Consider the following 18,003-nt stretch of genomic DNA (forward strand, 5'->3'; position numbering starts at 1 on the left):
GCGCGGTTTTAGAAGGAGTTGTAATTTTTCAAAAAAGATTGAAAACCATTTTAAAGCTTTCGACTTAACCTTTTTTTACATCAATAATGGCTTCATTTAATGTCAGCATACTTTTTGAAACACCACCGAAAATTCTCTATTAGTTATGGATTATTCATTAAGAAATATTGAATTCTTAAGCACTCATTTACCACTTTCTCAATTATATTTTACTCCAATATCATGCTTTAAATTACAAACTGAAGTATCAACCTCATCTTTTGATAATCAAAACAATGTTTATGAATATGATGTTCTGTTCTATGGTGACACAAATAATGAGCGAAGAAAAAATTATTTAGATGCATTAAAAAACAAATATAAAGTAAAAATTATTAATAATGCTTTTGGAGAGGATATTTGGAATGAAATCAAAAAATCAAAAGTTGTTATTAATATTCACTATTATGAGGATGCCTTATTAGAAACAACTCGTCTGCAGGAATGTCTCTCTAATAATGCTATTATTGTTTCAGAAAAAAGCTCTGATTTTGAACAGCATGATAATTTGATGCCTTATATTGACTTTGTTGAAATAGGGGATATTGAGGGGATGATTGAAAGAATCGACTTTTGGATCAACCACCCTAAGGAATACAGTCTCCAAAAGAGAAAAATATATAATCATATAACAAAGGAGCAACATATATTTGATTTTTATTTATTTCGTATCCTAATGTCTTTGGACTTAATTAGCTTTGATGATTTTTATAAAAAAACTCATAAAATATGGAAACCAACAGATCAATTTTGGTGCTTAGGATTACCCGAAGCTATCGAAAGACAGCATGAATTTTCTAATGAATTATTAAAATATAATAAAATTTGGAAATTCCCTGGAGTTCGACACCTTACACCTTGGATTGGTTGTGGACTAAGCTACAAATATATATTCCAATATGCTATAGATTATAATTTTAAAAAAGTTATAATTTGTGAAGACGATGTAAAATTCCCCAACGATTTCAAAGAAACTCTTAATAAAATCTGTGATTATCTCTGTTGCACTACTAATAACTGGGATATATTTTCTGGTTATATTACTGATTTACATCCCGAATCTAATATAACAACGTTAGAGTTTTTAGGGAAATATCAATTAATAAAAACGAATAAAATGACTGGAATGGTTTTTAATATATACAACCAACCAATCTTTGAATACATTGCAAATTGGGATTATAGTAAGAAACTATTAGGGGAAAATGCTATAGATCGATACATAGAAAACCATAAAAACTTGAATGTAATTACTACCATTCCGTTTATAGTTAATCATAAGGAAAATGTTCATACGACCTTATGGAATAGGAGCTCGCGATCATTTTCCTATTGTGAAATTTCAGAAAATAGCCAAAATCTAATTAAAGAAACCATTAAAAAAAATTCTAAGATAAAAAATAGTTCTTAAATTTAAGAACTATTTTTTATCTTAATTAGTTATATTAGTTTTTTAAAGATAATTTACCATTAAAAGATAAGGCCACCTGATCTTTTTCACTCACTAACACTTCATCAACCTGATTTAAAGGCCAGTCAATTGCCAGTGTCGGATCATTCCAGATAATCGCACCTTCACTTTCTTTATTATAGTAATTGGTGGTTTTATACAAAAACTGGGTATTGTCCTCTAATGCAATAAAACCATGTGCAAATCCTTCTGGAATCCAAAACATGGTTTTATTCTCAGCACTGAGTTCCACACCAACCGATTGACGATAGGTTTTAGATTCGGGCCGAATATCAACAGCCACATCCCATACCCGGCCTTGCACAACTCGAACCAATTTGCCCTGAGCATATGGAGTTTTTTGGAAGTGTAAACCGCGTAGCACTCCCTTTTGCGACAGGGAGTGATTATCCTGAACAAATGTTGGTACGGGTAAATTTAACTCTTCAAGTGCTTGAGCAAAACGTTGATGATTAAAACTTTCCATAAACCAGCCACGATCATCACCAAACACTTGTGGATGTATAATCAGCAAGCCTTCAATTTTGGTTTGTTCAATTTTCATTGTGCTTCATCCGCAATTTTATACAGATATTGACCGTATTCTGTTTTCTTTAAAGCACTAGCACTGTCTAGTAATTGAATTTTACTAATCCAACCTTGGTTAAAACCAATCTCTTCAAGACAAGCCACTTTCAACGATTGACGTTTTTCAATGGTATAAACAAACTGCCCTGCTTCAAGCAAAGATTCATGCGTACCTGTATCCAGCCAGGCAAAGCCACGACCAAGTAGTTCGACATTGAGTGAACCATCTTTCAAGTAAGCATTATTAATGTCGGTAATTTCAAGTTCGCCACGAGCTGAAGGTTTAACTTGCTTGGCAAATTCAACGACACGATTGTCATAGAAATATAAACCTGTAACCGCATAAGGAGATTTTGGCTGTACAGGTTTTTCTTCAATACTGAGTACCTTACCAGTTTTGTCAAATTCAACCACACCAAAACGCTCAGGATCTGTAACATGATAGCCAAAGACTGTGGCTCCATGCTCACGTGCATTCGCGGCCTCAAGTTGCTCACTGAAGTGCTGACCGTAGTAAATATTATCACCCAAAATTAGACAGACATTGTCTTGACCAATAAATTCTTCACCGATCAGGAATGCTTGTGCCAAACCATCAGGAGAAGGTTGCACCTTATAGCTCAATTCAATACCAAATTGGGAACCATCGCCCAATAATTTTTCAAAGTTTGGAAGGTCTTCAGGTGTTGAAATAATTAAAACTTCACGAATACCCGCCAGCATCAATACAGAAAGCGGATAGTAAATCATTGGCTTATCGTAAATTGGTAGAAGTTGCTTGGACACACCTTTGGTAATCGGATGTAAGCGTGTACCGGAACCGCCTGCTAAAATAATACCCTTACGTTTTATACTCATTTGCTTAATAGCTCCGCTAGTATTCGTTTTACACCTTCTTGCCAATGCGGCAAATTCAATCTGAAGGTTTGCTGTAACTTTTGATTGTTTAATCGTGAATTATGTGGTCGTGTGGCTGGAGTTGGATACGCCATGGTAGGAATGGGATTGACCTTTTGTACAGCCAATTCCAATCCAAAGACTCGTGCCTGCTCAAAAACATAATTGGCATACCCAAACCATGAAGTTTCACCACTTGCTACAAGGTGATAAACCCCTGTTTTCATGCTGTCAGCCGCTGTTTGTGGAATGGCCTGTGCCGTAATATCCGCAATCAACTCAGCCGAGGTAGGGGCACCCACTTGATCATCAATGATAGAGAGTTCTTCTCGCTGCTGAGCCAAATTCAGCATAGTTTTCAAGAAATTTTTTCCTCGAGCAGCATAGACCCATGAGGTTCTGAAAATTAGGTAATCACAACCACTTGCAATAATTGCCTGCTCACCTTGCACTTTGGTTTGACCATAAACATTTAAGGGTGCAATGCGATCCGTTTCAAGAAATGAAGTCTGACCTAAGCCATCAAAAACATAGTCTGTCGAGTAATGCACAAACAGTGCATTGACTTGTTGGCACGCTTCAGCTGCAGCTTTTACCGTTTGATGATTCACTAAATCGGCTTGATCCTGCTCTGTTTCAGCTAAATCCACGGCTGTATAGGCAGCAGCATTCACGACCACATCAGGTTTTACCGTCATGATCGTGTTATAAATCGCCCGTGGCTGGGTCATATCACCGGACAGTCCCGCTAGACCATGCCGGTCTAATGCAATAACATCACCCAAAGGAGCTAGAGCACGTTGTAGTTCCCACCCAACCTGACCATTTTTTCCAAGCAATAAAATCTTCATGCTTATCCTTGGTATTGCTTATTTAACCAGGATTGATATTCACCACTTTGAACGTGTTCAACCCATTCATTATTGTTTAAGTACCATTCAACCGTTTTACGTAATCCCGTTTCAAATGATTCTTTCGGTGTCCAACCCAATTCATGTTCAATTTTTGAAGCATCAATCGCATAACGTACATCATGGCCTGGGCGGTCTTTTACATACGTAATTAAGTCTCGATAACGTTCAACACCTTGTGGTTTATTAGGAGCCAGTTCTTCGAGTAAAGAACAAATGGTAAGAACTACATCAATATTGGCTTTTTCATTGTGACCACCAATGTTATAGGTTTCACCTACTTGCCCCTGAGTCACGACAGTATAAAGTGCACGGGCATGATCTTCCACAAATAACCAGTCACGAATTTGCTGGCCATTACCATAGACTGGAAGTGCTTTTCCTTGCAAAGCATTTAAGATCATTAATGGAATGAGTTTTTCTGGAAAATGGTAAGGACCATAGTTATTGGAACAGTTGGTCACTAAAATCGGTAATCCATAGGTCCGATTCCAAGCACGAACCAGATGGTCTGAACTCGCTTTACTTGCTGAATAAGGTGAACTAGGAGAATAAGGGGTTTTTTCTGTAAATAAATCCGTTGTTCCTTCTAAATCACCATAGACCTCATCTGTTGAAATATGGTGAAAACGGAATGTAGCCTTCTTTTTTTCATTTAAGCCTAACCAGTAAGCGCGGCTTGCTTCCAACATTTGATAAGTGCCGATGATATTGGTTTCAATAAAAGCATAAGGCCCAGAAATCGAACGGTCTACGTGGGATTCTGCAGCCAAGTGCATCACTGCATCAGGTTGGAAATCTGTAAATAATTGATCTAGTGCGGCACGATTACAAATATCGGTTTGGGAGAATTGATAACGAGAGTAATTAGAAATGGAACTTAACGATTCTAGATTACCGGCATAGGTTAGTTTATCAACATTTAAGACTTCATGTTCTGTATTCTGAATAATATGGCGAATCACTGCAGATCCAATAAAGCCTGCACCACCTGTAATTAAAAATCTCATTTTCCCCCCCAAAAAAATCTAGAGCACACAAATCATATCAAAGAAGAATTTTTAGAACATCGACATAAATAGTTAACTTCTATGGTGAGAGTTAAATATTTTTGAATTGATCGAGCAAATTCATTCTATGTTTCTGTGGTGTAATCTTCTCAACAACTCCAATTAGGTCTGCCATTTTATCTATATAAACCTTACTAAGCCATCGCTCTCGCTCAAACTTAGCTAGATAATTTTCAAGTTCCTTATCAAATACACTGGATTTGAATACAGGAATCAACACTTTCTTTTCACTCACCAACGCCTCACTGATCATCGAGGTTGATTCAGGTGAACAAATGATTAAGTCCGCTGCATAAATATAATCAGCAATATCACATTGCTGACCATGATTGACTAGTGTTAAAGCTATCTGTGGATTTCCAGTGAAGGCCTGCTGTAGATCCTTCTCAAAATCTTCGGGTGTACGCCTGGATGTACTGATCAGAATTTTCCAATCTGGATAGTTCCGCGCCAGGTACTTAATCCACTCAATCCATTCATAAGAAGTCCCAATTTTGGATGTTTTAGTATCTGCACCAATTAAAATAATCAGTGCTTTCTGTTCCATACAATCCAGATTTTGCTTTGCTTGCTGAACTCTATGTTCCAATTGAAAAGTAAGTTGTTTATTTGGTGCAATTGGGTAATAAATAAAAGGTTTTTGATTTTTGTATTTATCATCAATAGTAAATACAGCATCAAAATAACAAGCTGGAATCCCTCTTAATGAGGTTGCAATCACATTCTTGGTAGCTTTCCCCTGCTGCTGAAAATACTTTTTAAGCAAGGCATTTGGCAGAAGTGTTTCACCACCGGCTGAAACAAGGAGAGCACAATCTGACTGTAAAACTTGTAATTGAACAGTATCCAGATAAAAACCTAATGCCCATTTCGGGCTCACAATAGGCAAAAAAACTTTGAGTATATGCTTCGTTAATTTACTGACTTTGTAAATCTTGAGCCACTGTACTTCATATTGATTTCCGTTATTCAGTAAGGTGAGTATACCCTTGGTTTGTGTTTCATGTCCTGCTTTACCATCCGTTAAAGCTAAAATCATCAGGTGACTATTTTCCATCTAACACCTCACGATAGACCATTTCAATATTCTTGACCATTCCATTTAAAACTAGGTTTTTTTCTGCACCAGCAAATACCGGCATAAAATCATGCTCTACTTGTTTTAAATTTTCTAAAGCATGTACGATCAGATGATGTAATGCATTTGCATCATTTTCAGCACAGAGGTACTGCTTAGGTAAAATTTGGGTCATTGCCCCTACAGCTGTTGATATCATAGGTATTTTACAAAGCAAAGCCTCTATCATGGTATATGGACATCCTTCATAATGAGATGACATCACATAAAGAGAAGCTTGCTGCATCAAATCAGTAATATCATTACGAAAACCTAGTAACTTTACACTCTTTTGTAAAGCTAACTCATTAATAAGTGTTGCCAACTTTTGCTTTTCAAAACCTTCTCCTACAATCCAAAGCTGTGCATTTGGTATGTCTTGCCATGCTTGAATTAAAAGATCAAAACCCTTAACGGGCACTAATCTTCCTACAGCCAAAACGACAGGTGGAGTTATTTTATTAATATCGGAATTAAGCTCAGGCGGTTCAATTCCATTTAGAATAATGTACTTATTAGGATGTTCTAAAGTTTCTGCGGCATTGGGACTCACTGCAATCACCGCATCAAAACCCTTAAACATTTTGGTATTTTTTTTACGGCTATGTAAAGTGGCAACACTTTTAGTCGGTAGAAATTTTAAAATACTACCCACCATTGCAGCAGCTTTATTTCCATGTACATGTACAATATCAGATTGAAGTGCTTTCAATGCTCTATAAAGTTGAAACAGAACAATAATATTTCTTCTGCTCTTCGACAGATCAATTCCGATAAATTCTGTTTTTAATCGACTACGGTACTTTTCATGTGCAACAACTGTGACTTGGTGATGTTTCATTAGACAGTTAGCCAATTCAACAACATGTTTTTCTAACCCTCCTTCTTCATCACCTGCCATGACCAATGCTACTTTCATCACTAACCTTCCCGCTTCCCCAATTTCATTCGCAATTTAAAAGCAAATAATGAATCTTTTCCGCTGATTTTAATACGTTGCAATTGCATAAAATCAGGCATTTTCCCATCTATGCCTTCTTGTGTTGTTACTGCATTGGTATATCCTGCCTGCTGCGCCAAACTTACATCACGCGCTGCATAAATACCAAATGGATATGCAAAGCTATTTACAGAGCGATGAATCAAACTTTCAAGTGATTGCTTGGATTGTGTTAACTCATCTAAGCATTCAGTATCATCCAACTTTGCAAGATTCGCATGGGTCATTGTATGTGAACCAATTTCAATCAAACCAGAATTTGATAAAAATTTGACTTGTTCATCATTTAATTTAGGTTCACGGGCAAGTTCACCACTATTATGATGCGCTTTTTTGTAGGTTGACCAATCTCGATCATGTCGGTCTACCACTACATAAATCGTCGCTTTGGCTTGATATTTTTCTAAAATTGCAAAAGCATTTTCCAAGTTATCTAAATAACCATCATCAAAAGTGATTGCAACAGTTTTTGCAGGATGCTCCCCCCAATGATCTTGTAATTCCTGCATAGTTACAAAGTTAAAACCTTCTGCTTTTAACCATGCTATTTGCTTTTCAAACTCAGTAGGCTTAACTCGTAATTTATTAAACTTTGCACCATCTATATGCTCACGTACCATGTGATACATTAAAATTCGTGGTCTATCCCAATCTACTGCTGGCTTCCACCATGCGTACTTATAACTGAATGCGAACAACAAGATAAATAAAACAATCAGAATATAAATCACGATTAAATCACAGCTACTTGATTAAAAGATATGTTGCCACACGCTCTGCTTCTTTAAAAGCAGTCGTAGAATATAATTCAGCAATTTGTCTAGCATTCGATACAAGTTTTTGATCAATCAAATGCTGCACGGAACGCGTAATTCGATCCTCTTTCGCTCGATCTATCTGAACAAGCCCCACTTTACAGCCTGCGGTGAGTGCTTCGTATATCATAGATACGCTATCTTCAGTCACCCATACAGCTTCCGCTTTTTGCATCTCTTCAAAAATCCAACCCTGCGGCGTTTCATCAACTGGAAAAATTTGCAGTTGTGAAGCAAAACTTTGCTGAGCCACTGCAGGTAAAAAATCAGCAGGTGTACGCCTAGAACTCGTCAAAATAATGTCACACTGCATGTTCTGCTGCACAATCTGCCCAATCGCAGACATCACCTTATCTGCATTCCAAATATGCCGTTTAGATGAACCACCTAACGCAATCAAAATACGGTTTGCTATGTGTCGCTGCTCATTTTCAATGGGATTCAACGCACCTTGTGTAACAATCACATTTGCCTGCTCTGGTACACCATCATGTTCAGGAATAATCACATGATCAAACCAAGACAAAGGAAAATTTGGTTTCATTAAAATGACAGTTTTCGCACATGGAAAAACTTTACCCATCAATAAAACACGTAATTGCGTATGACTGCCTACCCCAAAAATATAATCAGGTGGCTGCGATACTGCAGCATGTTTTTGTTTTTTATATGCAGTCAATAAACTCAAGAGTGGTAGCTGATCAATTGAAATTTCTTCAAAAGTTAACTCAATATTTGTTTGCTTGTGCATGGCCTTAAATAAACCTAGAGCCTGTGAGCGATGTCCTGCTTTACCATCACTGACATAAACAATATGCATAGTCTCGTTCCAAAAAATTCAATATCTTCAAGCCAATAAAAAAGGCGAAACTTAGTTTCGCCTTTTCATCTTAACCGATCAGCTTATTTTACGTAAGTTAACCAGTGCGCATATTTAGGGTCTTTACCCTGAACCGCATTAAAGAATGCAGTTTGGATTTGCTCAGTGATTGGACCACGACAACCTTCACCAATTTGACGGTCATCATATTCACGGATTGGCGTCACTTCAGCAGCAGTACCTGTGAAGAATGCTTCATCTGCAATGTAGAATTCGTCACGTGTAATACGACGTTCAACTACTTCAAAACCAAGGTCTTTCGCAATCGTAATAATGGTTTGACGAGTAATACCATCAAGTGCACCACCCGCGATGTCAGGAGTATGAATCACACCATCACGAACTAAGAATACATTTTCGCCTGAACCTTGACATACATAACCTTGTGGGTCGAGTAACATTGCTTCGTCATAGCCAGCATGTGCCACTTCTTGGTGTGCAAGAATGGACAAAGTATAGTTACCAGATGCTTTTGCTTTACACATGGTCACGTTTGGATGATGGTGCGTAAATGAAGACGTTTTAACACGAATACCCTTCGCCATCGCTTCATCACCAAGGTAAGCACCCCAGCTCCATGCAGCAACAACGGCATGAATTGTATTGTCAGTTGCTGCAATACCTAATTTTTCTGAACCAATAAAAATAATTGGGCGTAAATAGCAAGAAGCCAATTTATTTTCACGAACCACATCAATTTGAGCTTGTTCTAATACTGCATGATCAAATGGGACTTTCATTTGATAAATTTTTGCAGAATTTAATAAACGCTTAGTGTGTTCTTTTAAACGGAAAATAGCCGTTCCATTCGGAGTTTCATAAGCACGGACGCCTTCAAACACACCCATGCTGTAATGCAATGTATGTGTTAATACGTGAGTTTTCGCCTCACGCCAGTCAACCAATTGTCCATCTTGCCAAATAAAACCATCACGATCAGCCAAGTTCATGGCACACACTCCAAATTTTTATACACAGTCATTTTTATCCAATGCAAACGTTGCAGTTGGATCAATTAATCTTTGCCATAGCTTGCAAACGACCACTCGGGTATCGTGCCAATCATCAGCTGAAACTTGCATGGATTGATTCGCAAGTGCTAGACGATGGCTCTCGGCTCGTTCACGGAGATAAGCTTGAATCAATGCTGTCGCATCGGCGCTGGATAAGCAATCCGTTCTTGCGGCATCCTCAAGGATTCGTACGTTGTCAGAGTAATGGGCGAGATCGGGATTCGACCCACTCCATGCTAATACTGCATACTGTGCCATAAATTCGATGTCAACGATACCACCTGCATCTTGTTTTAAATGAAAAATTCCATCTTTTTGCTGCTCTTTAGAAGAACCTAGATGGTCTTTCATTTTTTGGCGCATTTTTAGCACTTCTGCACGAACATTGTTCTCATCGCGTGGCTGAGTCAAAATATTGCAGCGCAAGTTTTCAATTTCAATCCGTAAACTGTGCTCACCTGCAATGGTTCTGGCACGGACCAAAGCTTGATGCTCCCAGACCCAAGCATTCTTTTGTTGATATTGCTCAAAGGCTTTTAAGCTGGTCACCAGTAACCCCGCCTCTCCCGAAGGTCGTAAACGTGTATCCACCTCATACACTCGACCATCTAGGGTTTGCGTGGTCATTAAGGACATAAATTTTTGTGCCACCCGCATGGCAAATTCAAAGCCACTAATTGGTTTCTGTCCATCGGTATCCGCTTGTTCGTCCATATAGTGAATAAAGACCAAATCCAAGTCCGAACCATAACCTAGCTCGATGCCACCCACCTTGCCATAGCCAATTACCGCGAAAGCCGTGTGATCAATCGAACAACGCTGCCCTTCTGCATCGATTGGATAACCATGTTTTTTGGCAACAATTTGATATGCCAAATGCAAGGTTGCATTCACCGACACTTCAGCAATATCGGTCAATGCATCCGATACTTTCATCAACGGGCTTTCGGCCAAAACATCACTAGCAGCTACTGCTAAGACATTGGATTTTTTAAATAATCGAAGAACACGCATCTGATCTTCAACTTGATCAATTTCAATTCGAAGCAGTTGTTGACGTAGAGAGTCTTCTAAATCTTTACGCTTTGGCAGCTCAAAATCCATCGACAAAAACTCATCCAACAGCACGGGATAATGCGTCAATTCTTCGCAGATCCAAGGACTCACTGTTGCCATTTTCACTAATCGTTGTAATGCCCCTTTGCTCTCAATCAGCATCACCAAATAGACTGTACGGCGCAGCACCGACTCCACCAAAGGCATGAGACGTAGTAAGGCCACCTGAGGTTTATCTGACTGTAATATCGCCTCAATGAGATGTGGCCAAAAGGTTTTTAAGCGCTGTACAGCTTTGGCAGGTAATTTTTTCAGCGCATGTCCATACCAAAATTCGTGAATTAAATTTTTGGCATCATCATCTAGAACATCGTTCAACTGGGCTTCTAAATGACTAAAACTTTCCAATAACGGATCGGGTTCTTTTTCTTTGATAAGATGTTCAAATTGGTAAATGACTTTGGCACGCTTCTGATTGAGTACATGCAAAAAGTCATCCCAAGATGCAAAACCTAAAGTATCTAAAATACGTTGGCGGGGTTCAGGCTCATGTGGCAACGATTGGGTTTGCTGATCATTGAGCGCTTGTATCGCATGTTCAATACGACGTAAAAATAAATACGCATCTTCTAAATCAGCAACCGCGGTATTTTCTAATAATCCAACTTCACCTAAATGATGCAAACTCACTAAACATTGACGGTCTTGCAACTCGAGTTTTGAACCGCCATAGATGAGCTGAAAGACTTGAACAATAAACTCAACTTCACGAATTCCGCCTGCACCGAGTTTAATGTCATCTTCGATATTACGACGTAGCACTTCACGTTCGATCATGGCTTTCATTTCACGCATGGCTTCGAAAGCGGTGTAATCGACATATTTACGGAAGACGAAAGGTCGGGTCATTTCCAGTAACTCGGCGCCTTCTTTACCGCCAGTGACGATCCGTGCCTTAATCCAGGCATAGCGCTCCCATTCGCGTCCATGCTGGCTTAAATATTTTTCTAATGCCGCATGACTGATTGCCAAGGCAGAACCATCACCCCATGGGCGAAGGCGCATATCTACACGGAAGACAAAACCATCTGCGGTAATATGGTCAAGCAGGTAAATTAATTTTTGTCCCCACAAAATACAGAACTGCTGTACATCAATACATTTTCGACCATTGGTTTCGCCCTGTTCATCAAAGGCAAAAATAAGATCAATATCACTTGAAAGATTAAGTTCCTGTGCACCAAGTTTTCCCATGGCAACCACAATTAGGTCTTGAACTTTCCCCTTATAGCCTAGCGGTTCGCCATATTTCGCAATCAACGGCTTTAGTGCAAAATCTTTTGCCGCACAGATGGACGCATCGGCAAAGTCTGAAAGCTCTCGCGTTAAGGTGACGACATCGGTGAGTTGATTGGCATCTTGCCAAATCCAACGAAACATGAGACGTGCGCGCAGCACACGAATTGCACGCATCCAGCTATTTTCATCTTGGATATCAGCGAGGCTGCTTGCGACAAAATGTTGAATTTGTGCTGTACTGAGCGAGGTTTGAAACTGATCAATTGCATAGTCTTGTTCTAAACTGGCCTGATGGATTCCGAGCACCTGTTCAGCATATTGACTGGCACGTAATGTTTTCTGCAATTGCTCCGCATTCATTTCACAAACCCTAGCGTGATTTTTTTCTAGTTATAACAGTTGATAACGCTTAGGGAAAAGTATTTTTAGGCTTTTATACCAATAGATGCGCATTAAAGTTCACTTAAGGTCGCATCTTTCTGTGCACTGCTGCTCTCGGTATTTAGGGTTTGATGCAGGCTCGTCGCCTGTGGCAACCAGACTTTAAATTGTGTGCCTTCACCTTCTTTCGAGTTCACCACAATTTCACCCTGATTTAAGTCCACAAAACGTTTACAAAGGACTAAACCCAACCCCGTACCACGTTCTCCTGCCGTACCTTTAATACTAACCGTCAGTTTTTGCTGAAATAAATCATCAATCTGAGCTTGGGTCATGCCCAATCCAGTATCTTGAATAGTGAATACAACCCGTTCTCCATCTCGATCGGCTGAAATCGTCACCACACCTCTACCATCGGTATGGGTAAATTTCAATGCGTTTGACACCAAGTTTTGCATCACTGATGTGATCATATTGATATCTGCATTGACTTTAATGCCTTCAGGCACGGCATTGATCAGTCGAATATTTTTCTTCACAGCCAAGCTATTTAAGACATCACTTACGATTTTTGCAGACTGATGTAAATCAAAATTAATCGGGTGATAAACAAAGCGACCACCTTCTGCCATAGCCCAGTTTAATAAGCTTTCTAAAAGGTTATACGTCGACTGTGTGGTGTCATATAAATAGTCTGCAATATTTTGCACACTTGAATCATCTAAGGTATTGCGTTCCTGCGCCAAAACTTCAGAAAAGCCCAATAGACCATGAAAAGGTGCTCTTAAATCATGCGCAATAATTTGGAAAAATTTAGTCTTACTAAAATTAAGTGCCGACTGCTGTTCATAGGCTTCTTTTAATTCGGCATTTTCAACGCGAAGTTGAATAATATTGACTAGACTTTGTACAAATTCTTCAACGATCTTTAATTGTTTGGATTCAAATGCAGTGACTTGATCATCAAACAAAATCACTTTACCAATAGAGTCTTGATCATATTTTAAATCGAAAGCGACTAAACGCTGATGCCCTAATCCAAGTTCTTGCATATAGTTGGAATAAGCTTGGTAATTTTCAGCGTCTCGGTCTATACGAGAATGTTCAGCAAAAAACTGATCTAGACGATCATCATCAGCTTCGGCCATAAAGGCCTTAAATATGTGCTCTGACGCATACCATATATAAGGTTCATTTTTAAATGCGAGGACAGCATTCTCGACTTGCACAATACCACGCGCGAACTTTAAAAATTCTGCAATGCGGTTGTCGTCCGTATAAACCCCCATCAATAAAGACAAACGACAGGCAGTTAATAATTCGGTTTGTGTACCAATATCCAGTAAACGTAAAGCCATCCCGTTGCTCTCCTCAGGGTTTATCTTAAAGATAAAAACCAACTGTTATGTTCAAGATTAATAGCAAAAATAGCCCAAACACTCAATAACAAAACCCAACAAAAAAACAAACATCATTTACGAATGCGCTATTTAATCGAACTTTCATCCAATTAGAAAATAAAAATATCTATAAAGAACATAACATTAAAGGTAAAAAAAAATTAAAACAATAAAATTAGAAACTTAAATTAATTTAAATTTTATTAACTGTTTATTTTAAATCGTACTTTTCGCGTTTTATTCAAACTAAAAACATGACCAAAAGAAATATTTACTTACATAAGACCTAAAAAACTGGGTTTAATTTTCTTTAACTACATCACAAAAAATAGTGAGTTTTATGACTATTCTATGACCAGATTGCTCATCAGGATGCTCGTTTCAGTCAGCTACACTAAATGAATCTATTTTTAAGTTTTTCTATTAGACTAATTTATTAGTTTTTATCAGTTGAGCGTGTCATTGCTACTTCAAACAAAACTGTCTCGCTTTTAATTTATTAAACTAAGCTAAAGATTCGATTCACGCTTCTGCTGTACATAAACTCATTCACCCAAATGACTGAAGCTGAAAAAGTGCCATGCCTTATTCATCAGATCTATAAGTTATCGCATAAACATTCCGCGACCTTTCAAAGTCAAACGGGGCATCAAACGCACGTCGTTCTTTTATAAAGTCACAGATCCTGACTAATTTTCGAACTTCCGCACCAAATCTACACCTAAAAGTTAAGGCATTCGGTTTGACCTATCAAACGCTTTGCTTTACAACTAAAACTTGAACGAGCCATAAAGAACAGATCAGCCCCAAAAAAATGATATAAATTTAATAGTTCAATAGCTTTAAGCTATGAATAACAAGCTTTCAATATTCCCCTTCTCGGTTTTGCGCTAAAATTGGGCGTCAAACTGCACTTCTTTTGTATCATTTTTCTACGAAATGACCACATCACAGGATCTTGCGTTGACTGAAAAGCAATGAACCCCGATACTTTCATAGTTTTATTTAAGCAAATCGGTTCATAGAGGCGAGCCACAAGCTCAGACCTCAAAGACACAATCTAAAGCAAGGGGCTATATATGGCTGGTGGAAAGTCAACTATCATCTACACACTGACCGACGAGGCGCCATTATTGGCGACTTACTCTCTGCTGCCGATCATTGAAACCTTTACTAAACCTGCTGGCGTTGAAATCGTTAAACGCGATATCTCAGTTGCAGCACGTGTACTCGCTGAATTTTCAGACTACCTAAGCGAAGAACAAAAGGTGCCAAATAACTTGGCAGAGCTTGGACAATTAACCCAAGATCCAAGCACAAACATTATCAAACTTCCGAACATCAGTGCTTCAGTTGGCCAATTAACTGCTTGCATTAAAGAATTACAGTCTAAAGGTTTTGCAATTCCGAACTACCCAGAAAACCCAGCGACTGAGGAAGAAAAAGAAATCAAGGCACGTTATAGCAAATGCCTAGGTTCTGCTGTAAATCCTGTACTTCGTGAAGGTAACTCTGACCGTCGTGCGCCTACTGCAGTAAAAAATTACGCGAAGAAACATCCGCACTCTATGAGCGAATGGAAACAGTGGTCACAAACTCACGTTTCTCACATGGACGAAGGTGACTTCTACCACGGCGAAAAGTCGATGACTTTAGACCGCGCTCGCAATGTAAAAATGGAATTGATCACTAAGTCTGGTGAAACTATTGTTCTTAAGCCTAAAGTTGCGCTTCAAGACGGCGAAATCATCGACTCAATGTTCATGAGCAAAAAAGCACTTTGCGACTTCTATGAAAAAGAATTAGATGATTGTAAAGAAGCAGGCATTTTATTCTCTCTACACGTAAAAGCGACCATGATGAAGGTGTCTCACCCAATCGTTTTCGGTCACTGTGTGAAGATTTACTATAAAGAAGCATTCGAAAAACACGGCAAATTGTTTGATGAGTTAGGTATTAACATCAACAACGGTATGTCTGGTCTTTACGAAAAAATTGAAACTCTTCCGACTTCTCTTCGTGAAGAAATCATTGCTGACTTACATGCTTGCCAAGAACACCGTCCTGCACTTGCAATGGTTGATTCAGCAAAAGGTATCACGAACTTCCACTCACCTAACGACGTAATTGTAGATGCATCTATGCCTGCAATGATCCGTGGTGGTGGTAAAATGTGGGGTGCTGACGGCAAACAGTACGACTGTAAAGCTGTAATGCCTGAATCTACTTTCGCGCGTATCTACCAAGAAATGATCAATTTCTGTAAATGGAATGGTAACTTTGACCCACGTACTATGGGTACAGTTCCAAACGTTGGTTTGATGGCGCAAAAAGCTGAAGAATACGGCTCACACGACAAAACTTTCGAAATCGCTGAAGCGGGTGTTGCAAACATCACTGACCTAGAAACTGGTGAAGTGTTGATGTCACAAAACGTGGAAGAAGGCGATATCTGGCGTATGTGCCAAGTGAAAGACGCTCCAATCCGTGACTGGGTGAAACTTGCTGTGACTCGTGCACGCAACTCAGGCATGCCTGCGATCTTCTGGCTTGACCCGTACCGTCCACACGAAAACGAACTCATCAAGAAAGTTCAAACTTACTTGAAAGAGCACGACACTACTGGTTTAGACATTCAAATCATGTCTCAAGTACGTGCTATGCGTTATACACTTGAACGTGTTGCTCGCGGCCTAGATACAATTTCTGTAACTGGTAACATCCTACGTGACTACCTAACAGACTTGTTCCCGATTATGGAATTGGGTACTTCTGCGAAAATGCTTTCTATCGTGCCTCTAATGGCTGGTGGCGGTATGTACGAAACTGGTGCGGGGGGTTCTGCGCCTAAACACGTACAACAACTTGTAGAAGAAAACCACTTACGTTGGGATTCTTTAGGTGAGTTCTTGGCGCTTGCTGTTTCTCTTGAAGAAATGGGCATTAAAGAAGACAACGCGAAAGCTAAACTTCTTGCAAATACGCTTGATGCTGCGACTGGTAAATTGCTTGACAATGACAAGTCTCCATCACGTCGTACTGGCGAACTTGACAACCGTGGCAGCCACTTCTACCTTGCTAAATACTGGGCTGAAGAACTTGCTGCGCAAAACGAAGATGCAGATCTTAAAGCGAAATTCGCTCCTCTTGCTCAAGCACTTGCTGACAACGAAGAAAAAATCGTTGCAGAACTTGCTGAAGTTCAAGGTAAAGCTGCGGACATCGGTGGTTACTACGCTGTAGATACAGCGAAAGTAAATGCTGTAATGCGCCCAAGCGCAACTTTGAATGCTGCTCTTGATGCTGCTCAATAAGTTGATGCAAAACTAACCTAAGTTAGTAATGTAAAAAACCAGCGCTTCGGCGCTGGTTTTTTTATACCCTCATTTCTATAGTATTATGACAACTCTTTCATTTAATACTTTGCTCTAAATTTTATGAATGTGAGTGATCAAAGATTAGGATTTTTCATTCAACTATAGTTTTTTGGTGTTTCGGTAGTCATGTTATGTATTCGACTCAATAAATTGTTTTATTCCTATGACAGTAGGTTATCAAACCAATTAAATGATTAAAACAGAGATATTATTGCTAAAGTTGATCGAATTCAGCTATATGAAATTAAAGAATATTAGGTAATATTAGCCAATATAATTTTAGAATTTACGCAGAATTAAAATGGTAAAAAAAGACAGAATAGCTATCGTCATAACTGTAATATATTCACTGTTTCCTTTACTGCTTCTATTTGATGGAACTACGGAAGAATTTGTAATTTTTCTGCTACCAATTTTTCTATACTGGGGATATAGATTCATAAAAGGCGATATTAGCTTTCTCAAACAGAAAGACGATTAATAAAGAATGATTGGATATTGATATGAAAAGAGCAATTTTTTTCCTAATAGTCTTAAGTGCTGTAAGTTTAGAAGTAGCCGCAGGAAACTCCCTATTGACTGAATTTAATAAAGAAATAGCACCTTATCAAAAAGGTATAAAATACAATTCAGCAGCTATGGATCGTCTAGCAGATAAAGAGTTAAGTGGTGCTAAATTAACTGATTCTGACTAGGGTGTGTTGACATTT

General features: G+C 38.7%; 14 protein-coding genes and 1 pseudogene. 4 read left to right on the top strand and 11 right to left on the bottom strand.

The window, feature by feature from the left end:
• Both FTU17_RS00770 and FTU17_RS00775 read left to right on the top strand, forming a co-directional pair.
• Positions 1-100, top strand: a pseudogene (locus FTU17_RS00770) (IS1 family transposase); the annotation flags it as partial.
• A 45-nt stretch (positions 101-145) separates the two neighbouring features.
• Positions 146-1,450 carry a glycosyltransferase family 25 protein gene (locus tag FTU17_RS00775; RefSeq protein WP_180134490.1) on the top strand — a complete coding sequence of 435 codons (1,305 nt, stop codon included), beginning with the start codon at positions 146-148 and terminating at the stop codon, positions 1,448-1,450.
• A gap of 34 nt (positions 1,451-1,484) precedes the next feature.
• Here the strand turns inward: FTU17_RS00775 and rfbC are convergent, their stop codons facing one another.
• The 11 genes from rfbC to FTU17_RS00830 all read right to left on the bottom strand — a co-directional run bounded on the left by rfbC (position 1,485) and on the right by FTU17_RS00830 (position 13,874).
• Complete coding sequence (gene rfbC / locus FTU17_RS00780; protein ID WP_180009397.1) at positions 1,485-2,054, bottom strand: dTDP-4-dehydrorhamnose 3,5-epimerase; 570 nt, start codon at positions 2,052-2,054, stop codon at positions 1,485-1,487.
• Positions 2,051-2,935, bottom strand: coding sequence for a glucose-1-phosphate thymidylyltransferase RfbA (gene rfbA / locus FTU17_RS00785; protein WP_179993906.1), 885 nt, complete (start codon positions 2,933-2,935; stop codon positions 2,051-2,053). The genes rfbC and rfbA overlap by 4 nt, the downstream gene beginning before the upstream one ends.
• Positions 2,932-3,825, bottom strand: coding sequence for a dTDP-4-dehydrorhamnose reductase (gene rfbD, locus FTU17_RS00790; RefSeq protein ID WP_096901155.1), 894 nt, complete (start codon positions 3,823-3,825; stop codon positions 2,932-2,934). Before rfbD ends, rfbA begins: the two co-directional genes overlap by 4 nt.
• A 2-nt stretch (positions 3,826-3,827) precedes the next feature.
• Positions 3,828-4,895, bottom strand: a complete 1,068-nt coding sequence (gene rfbB, locus FTU17_RS00795) for a dTDP-glucose 4,6-dehydratase (RefSeq protein WP_096901154.1) — start codon at positions 4,893-4,895, stop codon at positions 3,828-3,830.
• A gap of 91 nt (positions 4,896-4,986) precedes the next feature.
• Positions 4,987-6,012, bottom strand: a complete 1,026-nt coding sequence (locus tag FTU17_RS00800) for an ELM1/GtrOC1 family putative glycosyltransferase (RefSeq protein WP_180009398.1) — start codon at positions 6,010-6,012, stop codon at positions 4,987-4,989.
• Entirely contained in the window at positions 6,002-6,991 is a 990-nt protein-coding gene (locus FTU17_RS00805; RefSeq protein WP_180009399.1) for a glycosyltransferase, read from the bottom strand. Before FTU17_RS00805 ends, FTU17_RS00800 begins: the two co-directional genes overlap by 11 nt.
• Positions 6,992-6,993: 2 nt before the next feature.
• On the bottom strand, positions 6,994-7,803 hold the full coding sequence (locus FTU17_RS00810; protein WP_180009400.1) for a polysaccharide deacetylase family protein: 810 nt from the start codon (positions 7,801-7,803) through the stop codon (positions 6,994-6,996).
• A 13-nt stretch (positions 7,804-7,816) separates the two neighbouring features.
• Positions 7,817-8,707 (bottom strand): mitochondrial fission ELM1 family protein, encoded by an 891-nt coding sequence (locus FTU17_RS00815; protein ID WP_180009401.1) that lies wholly within the window; start codon positions 8,705-8,707, stop codon positions 7,817-7,819.
• An 83-nt stretch (positions 8,708-8,790) separates the two neighbouring features.
• On the bottom strand, positions 8,791-9,717 hold the full coding sequence (locus FTU17_RS00820; protein WP_180009402.1) for a branched-chain amino acid transaminase: 927 nt from the start codon (positions 9,715-9,717) through the stop codon (positions 8,791-8,793).
• Between the two features lie 18 nt (positions 9,718-9,735).
• Positions 9,736-12,495: a bifunctional [glutamate--ammonia ligase]-adenylyl-L-tyrosine phosphorylase/[glutamate--ammonia-ligase] adenylyltransferase gene (gene glnE, locus FTU17_RS00825; protein WP_180009403.1), complete on the bottom strand. Its 2,760-nt coding sequence runs from the start codon at positions 12,493-12,495 to the stop codon at positions 9,736-9,738.
• A gap of 92 nt (positions 12,496-12,587) precedes the next feature.
• The gene (locus FTU17_RS00830) at positions 12,588-13,874 is read right to left on the bottom strand and encodes a sensor histidine kinase KdpD (RefSeq protein WP_180009404.1); all 1,287 of its coding nucleotides are present in this window, start codon (positions 13,872-13,874) and stop codon (positions 12,588-12,590) included.
• Positions 13,875-14,995: 1,121 nt separating this feature from the next.
• On the opposite strand from FTU17_RS00830, the gene FTU17_RS00835 reads away from it, so the two are divergent.
• Together FTU17_RS00835 and FTU17_RS00840 are read left to right on the top strand one after the other, a co-directional pair.
• The gene (locus tag FTU17_RS00835) at positions 14,996-17,230 is read left to right on the top strand and encodes an NADP-dependent isocitrate dehydrogenase (RefSeq protein WP_180009405.1); all 2,235 of its coding nucleotides are present in this window, start codon (positions 14,996-14,998) and stop codon (positions 17,228-17,230) included.
• Between the two features lie 566 nt (positions 17,231-17,796).
• Entirely contained in the window at positions 17,797-17,988 is a 192-nt protein-coding gene (locus FTU17_RS00840) for a hypothetical protein (protein ID WP_180009406.1), read from the top strand.
• Positions 17,989-18,003 lie beyond the last annotated feature (15 nt).

The sequence above is a fragment of the Acinetobacter sp. YH12070 genome (assembly GCF_013419625.1).
Classification (GTDB): Bacteria; Pseudomonadota; Gammaproteobacteria; order Pseudomonadales; family Moraxellaceae; genus Acinetobacter; species Acinetobacter amyesii.

Bases quoted from the DNA above. Each gene is read 5' to 3' on its own strand.
- FTU17_RS00775 (WP_180134490.1), top strand. From the start codon at position 146: ATGGATTATTCATTAAGAAATATTGAATTCTTAAGCACTCATTTACCA.
- rfbC (WP_180009397.1), bottom strand. From the start codon at position 2,054: ATGAAAATTGAACAAACCAAAATTGAAGGCTTGCTGATTATACATCCA.
- rfbA (WP_179993906.1), bottom strand. From the start codon at position 2,935: ATGAGTATAAAACGTAAGGGTATTATTTTAGCAGGCGGTTCCGGTACA.
- rfbD (WP_096901155.1), bottom strand. From the start codon at position 3,825: ATGAAGATTTTATTGCTTGGAAAAAATGGTCAGGTTGGGTGGGAACTA.
- rfbB (WP_096901154.1), bottom strand. From the start codon at position 4,895: ATGAGATTTTTAATTACAGGTGGTGCAGGCTTTATTGGATCTGCAGTG.
- FTU17_RS00800 (WP_180009398.1), bottom strand. From the start codon at position 6,012: ATGGAAAATAGTCACCTGATGATTTTAGCTTTAACGGATGGTAAAGCA.
- FTU17_RS00805 (WP_180009399.1), bottom strand. From the start codon at position 6,991: ATGAAAGTAGCATTGGTCATGGCAGGTGATGAAGAAGGAGGGTTAGAA.
- FTU17_RS00815 (WP_180009401.1), bottom strand. From the start codon at position 8,707: ATGCATATTGTTTATGTCAGTGATGGTAAAGCAGGACATCGCTCACAG.
- FTU17_RS00820 (WP_180009402.1), bottom strand. From the start codon at position 9,717: ATGAACTTGGCTGATCGTGATGGTTTTATTTGGCAAGATGGACAATTG.
- glnE (WP_180009403.1), bottom strand. From the start codon at position 12,495: ATGAATGCGGAGCAATTGCAGAAAACATTACGTGCCAGTCAATATGCT.
- FTU17_RS00830 (WP_180009404.1), bottom strand. From the start codon at position 13,874: ATGGCTTTACGTTTACTGGATATTGGTACACAAACCGAATTATTAACT.
- FTU17_RS00835 (WP_180009405.1), top strand. From the start codon at position 14,996: ATGGCTGGTGGAAAGTCAACTATCATCTACACACTGACCGACGAGGCG.
- FTU17_RS00840 (WP_180009406.1), top strand. From the start codon at position 17,797: ATGAAAAGAGCAATTTTTTTCCTAATAGTCTTAAGTGCTGTAAGTTTA.